This window comes from Dactylosporangium sp. NPDC049140, from assembly GCF_040648435.1.
Genome location: NZ_JBEZDS010000052.1, coordinates 67,982 through 77,491 on the forward strand (window position 1 = coordinate 67,982; position 9,510 = coordinate 77,491).

Genomic DNA, 9,510 nt, shown 5'->3' on the forward strand with positions numbered 1-9,510 from the left:
AAAATTAGGTCTTGGTGTGGGGTCAGGGTGTGGTGGGGATGGGTTCGAGGGTGACGCGGTAGCCGAGTCGTTGGAGGATGTCGACGGCTCGGCGGCGGTGGCGTGCGGGGTTGTCGCGGGTGAGGAAGTAGTCGGGGCCGAGGTCGTGGTAGGTGGTGTTGGTGGTCAGGACGTGCCAGGCGGCGTGGAGCAGGGTGTGCGCGACGGCGGTGAGGGCGCGTTTGCCGCCGCGGCGGGCGGCGACGCGCCGGAACTGGGCGTTGGGATAGCGGTTGCGGGTGCGGATGGCGCCGAGGGCGGCGGTGCCGCAGGTGGCTTTGAGGCATCGGTTGCCGTGGCGGGTAGCGGCGGGTTTGGCTTTGCCGCCGGTCTTGTTGTTGCCGGGGCACAGTCCGGCCCAGGAGGCCAGGTGTGCGGCGGTGGGGAAGCGGTGCATGTCCGGGCCGATCTCGGCCAGGATGGCTTGGGCGCTATCCTGGTCGATGCCGGGGATGGTGTCGAGCAGGTCGATCTGTTGCTGGTAGGGGGCGATCTCGGTGTGGATGCGGTGGTTGAGCTCGCCGACCAGTTCGTTGATCATGTCGACGTGTCGCAGGATCTGCGCGGCGAGGTAGGCGTGGTGCTCGCCGAACCGGCCGACCAGCGCTTCGGCCAGGGCGGGCAGTTTGGTGCGCATCCGGCCGCGGGCCAGTTCGGCCAGGCGGTGCTCGTCACGTTCCCCGCTGATCAGCGCGGTGATGATGGCCCGTCCGGACACGCCGAAGATGTCGGTGGCGACCACGGACAGCTTGACCCCGGCATCTTCGAGGACCTGCTGCATGCGCTGCTTCTCCCGGGCCCGTTCCCGCAGCAGCACACTGCGGCGGCGGGTCAGTTCCCGCAGCCAGCGGATCGGCGGCCCGGGCACGAACGAGGGCCGGACCAGCCCGTGTGCCACCAGGTCGCAGATCCACTCCGCGTCGGTCATGTCGGTCTTGCGGCCCGGCACCGCCCGCATATGCCGCGGGTTGAGCAGCCAGCATTCCAGCTGCTGCTCCAGCAGATAGAACACCGGCTTCCAGTACCGCCCGGTGGACTCCATCCCGACCAGCCGGACCCGGTACCCGGCCAGCCAGTCGGCCAGGTCCAGCAACCCGGCCGTGGTGGTCGAGAAGATCCGCTTCTCGGTCCGCCACCCCCGCCCCGCCGGCACCCGCACACACGCCGCCAGGGACGCCTTGGCGATATCCAACCCGGCCGCGCGGTCCACCACTGTCCTGATCGCCATCACAGCCTCCACGCCATAGCCGGCCCGGGACGCCACCCGGACTACCCTGGAATTGGCGGCGACCGGCCGACATGGGAGCGGACCAACCAAGAGATTGAGTCACGTGCTCGCAGCAACAGTCCTGGGCACCTGCCCCTAGCCCCCGCGTCCGGATCAATATCGGGCTCGCAGCCCCAATCGAGGAAACGACGTCAACGCGGCCGGCCACCGCCACCCCACCATTTTCCGCCATCCTGGACTGCCGTCACGGCAACCGGCGGATCAATAGAAGCCCGGCTGGAGCCACTCGACGGACCTTCTAAGCCGCCGGGCGGGGTGTGTGGCCCGCGAAGCGGGGGCCAGCCACCGCGTGCCGTCTGCCGCCGGCGCTGGGGGCCCGCCGAGCAATGCCGTCAACTGCGCCGCCACGCGCCACGTCTAGCTCTTCACGGTGCGTACGGCACCGTGTTGCCGATCACGACCGCGCAGCTGGCGCCGTGCCCGTGGAGGTGTCGCTGCTGTTGGGGGTGAGTGGGAGTTCCGCGCGCAGGTTGGTGCCTGTCCCGGGTGTACTGTGGAGGATCAGTCGGCCGCCGAGCGCTTCGGCGCGGTCCTTGAGGCCGAGCAGGCCGGTGCCCCGGGTGAAGTCGGCGCCGCCGATGCCGTCGTCGTGGATGGTGACGTACAGGTGGTTGCCGGTGGTGTCGGTTTCGACGGTGATGGTGGCGGTTGTGGCGCGTGCGTGCTTGGCCGCGTTGGTGAGTGCCTCGGCCACGATGTAGTAGGCGCTGACTTCGATCGGCTCGGGTAGGCGGTCCTGGGTGTGGAGGTTGAGCTCGACCGGGATCGGGGAGCGTCGGGCCAGCGAGCGCAGCGCCGGTCCGAGGCCGCTATCGGTCAGGATGGCGGGGTGGATGCCGTGGGAGATCTCGCGTAGTCCGTCCAGGGCGCCTGTCGCGTCGGCGACGGCCTGGTCGAGCTGTGCGGCGAGTGTGTCGAGTTCGGGGGGCAGCGCCGCTTGTGCCATGCGCAGCCGCAGCGCCAGCGAGACCAGCTGCTGCTGGGCGCCGTCGTGCAGGTCCCGTTCGATGCGCCGGCGGCTCTGGTCGGCGGCGGCGACGATCCGCGCGCGGGAAAGGGTGAGCTCGGCCCGGCTTTCGGTGTTGGCGATGGCGGTCGCGACGAGCTCGGTGAAGTCCGCGAGTCGTTGTTCGGCGTCCTGAGGCAGCCGTTCGTGGCGTGATCCGACGTTGATGGCGCCCCAGAGCCGGCCCTCGACCACGATCGGGCTGGCGACCGCAGAGCGGACCGCCGTGGGGGTGGTCTCGCCCGGGCTCGAGTCGGTCGCCGCATGAAGCGTCCACCGGTACGTCGGGTCGTAGGTGTCGCGGCGGGCGGCGCGGCCGGTGGCCTGGACCGATGCCATGGCCGAGTCCTCGCCGGGCTTGCCCCGCAAACCGGCGTGGGCGTGTTCGAAGCCGTAGCCGCCCATGACGGTTGCCTGGCCGTCGGCGTCGAACCGGACGACCGCGGTGCCGTCGGCGCCGAGGAGCGTGGCGACTTCGCCGGCCACGGCGGCGAAGACGAGTTCGGGTTCAATGCCGCGGGCGACCAGTGTCGCGACTCGCCGCAGGGCCGCTTGCTCGTCGGCGATGCGCCGGAACGCGGCGTACAGCTGGGCGTTGTCGAGGGAGACCGTGAGCTGGCCGGCGATGAGTTTGACACCGTCGAGGCGGTCGGTGGTGAACGCGGTGCGGATGAGGCGGTTCTCGAGGAGGAGTACCGCCTGCAAGGCGCCGCGGCTGATGATGGGCACGGCCAGCAGCGCACAGCAGGTGACGTCGGCGAAGTACGGGTCGCGGGCGAAGCGGTCGTCGCGGGTGGCATCGGCCACGACCAGGGTTTCCCGCATCCGCTGGGCGTAGCGCAGGACGGACGTCGGCACGGTGTGTTCGTGTCCGGTTCCGCACGCCGGGATGACGCGGCCGTCGCCGCCCGGTGCGCACAGCAGCCAGTCTTGCTGGTCGTCGCTCCACAGCAGCAGGTGTACGCCGGTGGCGCCGGTCATCGCGCTGAGCACCTCGACCAGGCGGCGGTACAGACCTTCGACGCTGGTCTCGGAGCTCAACGCCCGCGACGCGGAGAGGACGGCGAGCAGATCGATGGTGCCGGTGGCGACGCTGGAGCGGCGGTGGGTGTCCGGGCCGGTGACCGTGTCGGCCTGTGTGGCCAGGGCCGGGTAGGCCCAGTCGAGTTGGTCGACCTTCGCGGTGGCGCCCCAGGCGAGGTACTCGTGGCGGGCCTCGGCGAGCAGGCCGGAGCCGGCGTCTTCGAGGCCGTGGGCGAGGTAGAAGCGCGCCGCGTGTTCGGTGATCAGGGCTCGATGCCACGGGCGCCGCCGCCCGACCGCATGCCGGGCGGCGTCGAAGCCGAGGGCGGCGCCGCGGAAGTCGCCGAGGGCCCACGCCCGTTCCGCCTCCAGCAGCCGCAGCATGTGCAGGAAGTTGTCCGGCGCGTCCACGGCACGGGCGGCCAGCCAGCCGGTCACGTCGTCCAGTTCGGCCAGCAGATCGCCCCGCTCGGGGCCCTGGGCGTCCCGGGCCTGGACGGCGAGGGCCAGCCCGCGCAGCAACCGCGCTTGGGCGGACGTGTAGAGGCCATGCCCGGCGATCGGCAGAAGCGACATCATCGCGGCCGTGTGCCGTGCAAGCGCCGCCACGTCGCCGAAGATGGCGGCGACGATCGCGCGGGCAACGTACGCGTGGAACAGCGCCCACGGGCTGTCGGCGTATTGGTCGAACGGGTCGGCCTCGCCGGCCGCGGCGGAACTTTCGGCGACCAGCACGCGGGCCAGCCACCGGTAGCCGTCGAGCCAATGGATGCTCTGCTCGCTGCCGGTGCGCCGCAGGTAGGTCAGTGCGGTCCGCATTTCGGTGACGTAGAGCTCCAGTGAGGGCACGCACTCCAGCATGGACATCGCGGTGGAGTGGTAGGTGTAACCCACGTTGGCCAGGTCGCCTCCGGCGATCAACCCTTCGCGTGCCCGCTGCGCCGCCGCGACGCACTCGTCGAGCGGTTCGGACCAGCAGCTCTGCAACGAGAACAGGAAGCGCACCTGTGAGGTGTCCGGCTCGTAGCCGCGCCCCTCGCCCAGCGCGACGAACCGCCGCAGCGTCCGGTACCCGACGGCGTAGTCGCCGCGCACCGCAACGACGGCGAAGCCGGCGTGGCACGCGGGGCCCAGCAGCGTACGCGCAGGGCCGTACTCGATCCACGCCCGCAGCGCCTCCAGGCTCAGCCAGGCGAATGTCGTGTGGGCGGTGAAGTAGGCGGCCGGCAGGATGGCGTTGATCAGACGGCTCGCGGCAAGCAGCGCCGGCTCGGTGACCTCGGGCCGGGCCAGCTCGTCGACGTCTTCGGTGTGCTCTAGCCACCAGTACAGCTGGTCGAGCCGCTGGCCGAACTCCATGGGGAGCCGATCCGCGGCCGGCATGGCGATGCCCAGCTCGCGCAGCGCGGCCAGGCCGAGCGCGATCGCCTCGGCGTAGCGGCTGCGGTGGGTCAGGCTGCGTACCTGCACCACCGTCGGATCCACGCGCTCGAACGCAGTCGCGCACAGCCCCTCGATCGTGTGGTACTCCTCGTCCGCTTCCTCCAGGCGCCCGAGGCTGTACAGCGCGGCGTGCCGGCCGGTGTGCACCTCGGCGAGCGCGGCTGTCTCGTGCGGGCCGATCAGCCGCAACGCGGCCGCCAGCAGCGCGTTCACCAGCGCGTAGTCCCCGATCAACATCGCCTGGCCCGCGGCGCGGCGCAGCAGCCGCACCACCAGCGGCCGCTCCGCGGCGTCATCGACCGCGTCGACCACGTGCAGGTACTGCCCGGCCGCGACCGCATACAGCTCCGGCTCGGCCGCGAGCCGCCGCGCCATCGCCAGATGCAGGGCGTGCCGCCGCGGCGGGTCCAGCTGGCGCAGGATCACCTCGCGGATCCGGTCGTGGCGGAACCGCACCGACGGCCGCACCCCGGGCTCGGCCACCAGCACGCCGTCGTCGATGGCGGGCGCCAGCCGGTGTTCCACGACATCCGCCGGCTCGGCGGTGGCGGTCTGCAGCACGCGCGGCTCCGTCCGCCCGCCGAGACAGGCCATCGCATCGAGCATCTGCCGGGACATCGCCGGCATGGCGTCGACCCGCGCCGCCAGCAGCTCGGCCACCTCGGACCGGCCCAGGCGCGCCCGCACCTGCGCCTCATCCCACCGCCAACCGTCCGCGGTCGCCGTCAGCACGTCATCGCGCCGCAGTCCGTTGAGCAGCTCGACGGTCTCGTACGGATTCCCGGACGTACACGGGTTGATCATCTCGGCCAGGCCGGCCACCGCCGCCGGGTCCTCGTGGAGCACCTCGGCCACCATCGCGACGGAGGCGGACACCGGCAGGTTATCCAGCCGCAGACACCGCACCGCCGATTGGCGCCGCCACCGCGACAGCTGTCCCGCCAGCAGATGCGCAGCGGTCGCGCCGGCCTCACGATACGCACCCACCAGCAACAGCCCGTCAATCGACGCCTCGCTGATCACCAGGTCCACGAACCCCAGCGGCGCATGCCCCGCCCACTGCAGATCGTCGAGGACAAGAATCACCGGCCGCTTCGGCGAGGCGACCACACGCAGCACCTCAACCGCCATGCGCTGGGCCCGCGTCTGCGCGGTCAGCGGATCGCCCGGGTCGGGCGGCACGCCCAGCAGCGCCGCGAACTCCGGCACCACCGCGGTCATCAGGCTCGCATGCGGACCCAGCGCCCCCAGGATCCGCCCACGAATCTCGGCCAGCTCGCCCTCCGGCTCGGCCAGCAACAACCGGCCCAACGCCCGGAACGCCTGATAGACCGCGTCGAACTCCAAATCCCGCCGATACTCGTCGAACTTGCCCGCCACGAACCAGCCGTCCCGGCCCGTCGCCACCGACCGCAGCTCGTCGACCAGCGCCGTCTTGCCCACCCCCGGCGCCCCCGCGACCAGCACCCCGCGACACCGGCCCACCTGCGCCTCGTCGAACGCCGCCTCCAGCGCCGCCACCTCCGCGTCCCGCCCCACCAGCCGCGACGGCGGCAACAGCCGCAACGGAACGTCACGCTCGCCGACCCGCCACACCGCCTTCCCACGGCGCGTTCCGCCGTCCCGCAACCGCTCCAAGTCGTAGAGCACACCCTCCGCCGTCTGGTACCGGTTGTCCGGCTCCTTCTCCAGCAGATGCATGATGATCTCGGACAGCGGGGCGGGTACGGCCGAGTTCACCTCCACCGGCGGCACCGGAACCCGCGCCAAATGATCATGCGTGAGCCGCAGCGGGTCACCCGAACCGAACGGCGGCGCACCCGTCGCCAACTCATACAGCGTCGCCCCCAGCGCATACAGATCCGCGCGCTGATCCACCGGCCGGCCGGTACGCCCGGTCTGCTCCGGCGCCAGATACTCCAGCGTCCCCACGATCTCCGTCGGATGCGTGAACTCGGGCCGGATCTCGGCGAACGACGTCGCCAACGCAAAATCCACCAGACAGGGCGCGCCGTCGCGGGCGACCACGACGTTCGCCGGCGTGATGTCACGGTGCATCACACCCCGCCGGTGCATCCTCGCCACCGCCTGGGCCAGCCCCAGGGCAAGCCCGATAAGCTCATCAACCGCCAGCGGCTTCGCCACCGCGGACAGTGCACTGCCGCCGACGTCTTCCAGCACGATCAACCGCGGGCACGGCGGTGCCTCCACCAACTGCGCGACCCCCGCTACGCCGCGCAGCCGCTCGAGAATCGCGGACTCGTGCTGCAACCGCCGCTGCGCATCCGCGCCCAGCGCCTCCTTGCCGATGACCGTCCGCCCACCAGCGAACAGCCGGCTCACGCATGCGCGCTCGCTTTCGTGCAATATCGCGCTTCGAACGGCCGGATCTCGGCCCGGTAGCACTTCGCGTTCTGTCATCCGACACCCCTGTGTCCGGTCGGATATACCTCATATCGTATCTAGCACCTGGTGCGCCGACCCACGATGCTGATCAGGTAGCTGTTCGGCTCACGTGGCTCAGCCCGGGTGACATTGGTGGCTGCCAGCGGACACGGCATGCTGGCTCTGGCACGAAGTTCGGCCGCTGTTGGTGATCGTGATGTTCGCGGTCAGCCCGGTGCCCCACGCGCTGACCACGTCCGACACGCGGCACGCGACCGGCACACCGGTACTGGACGACGACGGTGACGGGCCGGGCGAACCGGAGCCGCTCGGCGACGGCGACGGGCTACTGCGGCCACCCGACACCCGGTACATGACCACACCATGCCCCGGGACGCTCGCGCTGATCGTCCCGCTGGTGCTGCTGCTGGCCCCGGTCCACAGGTCGTCGAGGGTGTACGTCGCGGCGCCGGTCTTGCCGACCGCGGCCGCGATGGTGCTGATCGTCGCCGCTCCGGAGTTCTCGTTGAACAGCACCACGGAGACGTCCCCGTTGGACAGCGGCTTGGTCAGCACGTGCAGCCCGCCGGAGGAGCTGACCTCCCGCCCTGCTTGCCCAGCGCGTCGTGGTCGACCGCGATCACGGCCTTGTTGCCCAGGATGGACAGCGTGGTGGCGCTCGCGGTGACCAGGTTGTTGCCGGCCAGCAGCGGCGCGGCCATCTCCGCCCACAGGCTGAACTCGGTGCGATCCTCCTCGGTGGACATGCCCCGCCCGACCTCGAGCATGTCCGGGTCGTTCCACGCGCCGGGACCGGCGTACTGGGCGAGGGTCACGTTGCGCCGGTAAATGGACAGCATGCTGGAGAACGACGCGCTGATGTCGCCCGTGGTGCGCCACAGGTTGCCCACGTTGGCACCCCACGTCCACGGCGAACTGGACCCCCACTCGCAGATGCTGAACACGATCGGCCGCCCGGTCGCCGCCAGCGCGTCGCGCATCGCCGTGTAGCGGGCGATGTACTGCTGCTGGCTGGTCTGCCCGGCGTTGTTGCAGTTGTCGTACTTGAGGTAGTCCACGCCCCAGGACGCGAACAGCCGCGCATCCTGCGCCTCGTGCCCCAGGCTGCCCGGGTAACCCGCGCAGGTAGCGGTACCGGCGTCCTCGTAGATGCCGAGTTTCAACCAACTCGCCCGCGCCGCGCACGTCCGCCCGATCGGGCCGCACCAGATCCGCCACCTCCTCGCCTCCAACCTCCTCGACCTCGGCTACGGCATCCCCGAAGTCGCCGAACGCCTCGGCCACGACCCTGCCACCCTGATGCGCTACTACACCCGCATCAACGCCCACCGCCGCCAACAAGCCGCCTACGACCTCGCCCAACTCGTCACACCACCAGCAAACGTCAGCCACGTCACCAGAACACCTCACCGGACGGCAACATAGCCGCTGCGAGCAGCGCATCTTCGATGCGGAACGGCATCAGAATCTCAGACCCCTTTACTCGGCCGGTTTATGCTTGCAGCGACCTGGGAGAACGTTGCTGAGCACGTCGCTGGGGCCTCCGACGACTGGGGGTCAAGGGGTCGTGGGTTCGAATCCCGCTGTCCCGACACGGAAAATCGCTTGAGCTGGGAAAACAGGCTAAAGCCATTACTCTTTGTCGATTAGCCAAACGGGCGCCCCCATAAACCCCCCGCTTTGAGCCCCACGGCTGGTAGTGGATCGAGGAGAGGCAGCCCGAGCCACGCCAGCAGACTCTTAATCTGCGGGTTGTAGGTTCAAGTCCTACGCGGCGTACCAATTATTAGGGCCCTGACCTGGGGAAACTCGGGACGGGGCCCTGACGCTTTGTTTCGCGGGGTTGGTTGGGTGCTCGGTGGGTGCTCGCCCGGACCGGATCGCTCAATCAGCGATTAGCTGACGTACTGCTGGCCAGTCCCAAACTGCAATTCAACGAGCCACAACAAACCCCATCCGCCAAGCAGCAGAAACGACTCTGCGACAACACGTCATGCAGCCGGCGAACGCGACCTGGTTCGGCCGGTTGACGTGCTCCACATAGCGGCGCCGCGCGCCGCCCCATCACGGGAGGGAAGGAAGACAGCCAACCCTTTCTTAAGGGCTGGACCGGAGGGGCGCCTCCAAGCCAAGCGGCTCCCCCGAAGCCTAGGCGGTCAGCTCACTCGACGCCTGGCGCGATGAAGCGCTACCGGCTCAAGGTTTGACTTACAAGTCCTAACAGAATGATCACTTGATGAGTCGGCGGTAGCAGATGATGGAGCAGGCGAGGCTCATGAACGCTTCGTGGATGTCGTCGCGGATC

5 protein-coding genes are annotated in these 9,510 nt (G+C 69.9%); 1 reads left to right on the top strand and 4 read right to left on the bottom strand.

The window, feature by feature from the left end; genetic code table 11:
* Positions 1-22: 22 nt before the first annotated feature.
* The 4 genes from AB0B76_RS48350 to AB0B76_RS48365 form a co-directional block, all read right to left on the bottom strand.
* Positions 23-1,267, bottom strand: coding sequence for an IS110 family transposase (locus tag AB0B76_RS48350; protein ID WP_360389626.1), 1,245 nt, complete (start codon positions 1,265-1,267; stop codon positions 23-25).
* A gap of 454 nt (positions 1,268-1,721) precedes the next feature.
* Positions 1,722-7,142, bottom strand: a complete 5,421-nt coding sequence (locus AB0B76_RS48355) for an AAA family ATPase (RefSeq protein WP_360389628.1) — start codon at positions 7,140-7,142, stop codon at positions 1,722-1,724.
* Positions 7,143-7,319: 177 nt separating this feature from the next.
* Positions 7,320-7,760, bottom strand: a complete 441-nt coding sequence (locus AB0B76_RS48360) for a hypothetical protein (protein WP_360389631.1) — start codon at positions 7,758-7,760, stop codon at positions 7,320-7,322.
* Entirely contained in the window at positions 7,754-8,368 is a 615-nt protein-coding gene (locus AB0B76_RS48365; RefSeq protein ID WP_360389634.1) for a glycoside hydrolase family 27 protein, read from the bottom strand. The genes AB0B76_RS48360 and AB0B76_RS48365 overlap by 7 nt, the downstream gene beginning before the upstream one ends.
* Here AB0B76_RS48365 and AB0B76_RS48370 point away from each other — a divergent pair.
* Positions 8,355-8,630 (top strand): tyrosine-type recombinase/integrase, encoded by a 276-nt coding sequence (locus AB0B76_RS48370; protein WP_360389637.1) that lies wholly within the window; start codon positions 8,355-8,357, stop codon positions 8,628-8,630. The two genes, AB0B76_RS48365 and AB0B76_RS48370, sit on opposite strands and share 14 nt — an antisense overlap.
* Positions 8,631-9,510 lie beyond the last annotated feature (880 nt).

Bases quoted from the DNA above. Each gene is read 5' to 3' on its own strand.
- AB0B76_RS48350 (WP_360389626.1), bottom strand. From the start codon at position 1,267: ATGGCGATCAGGACAGTGGTGGACCGCGCGGCCGGGTTGGATATCGCC.
- AB0B76_RS48370 (WP_360389637.1), top strand. From the start codon at position 8,355: ATGCCGAGTTTCAACCAACTCGCCCGCGCCGCGCACGTCCGCCCGATC.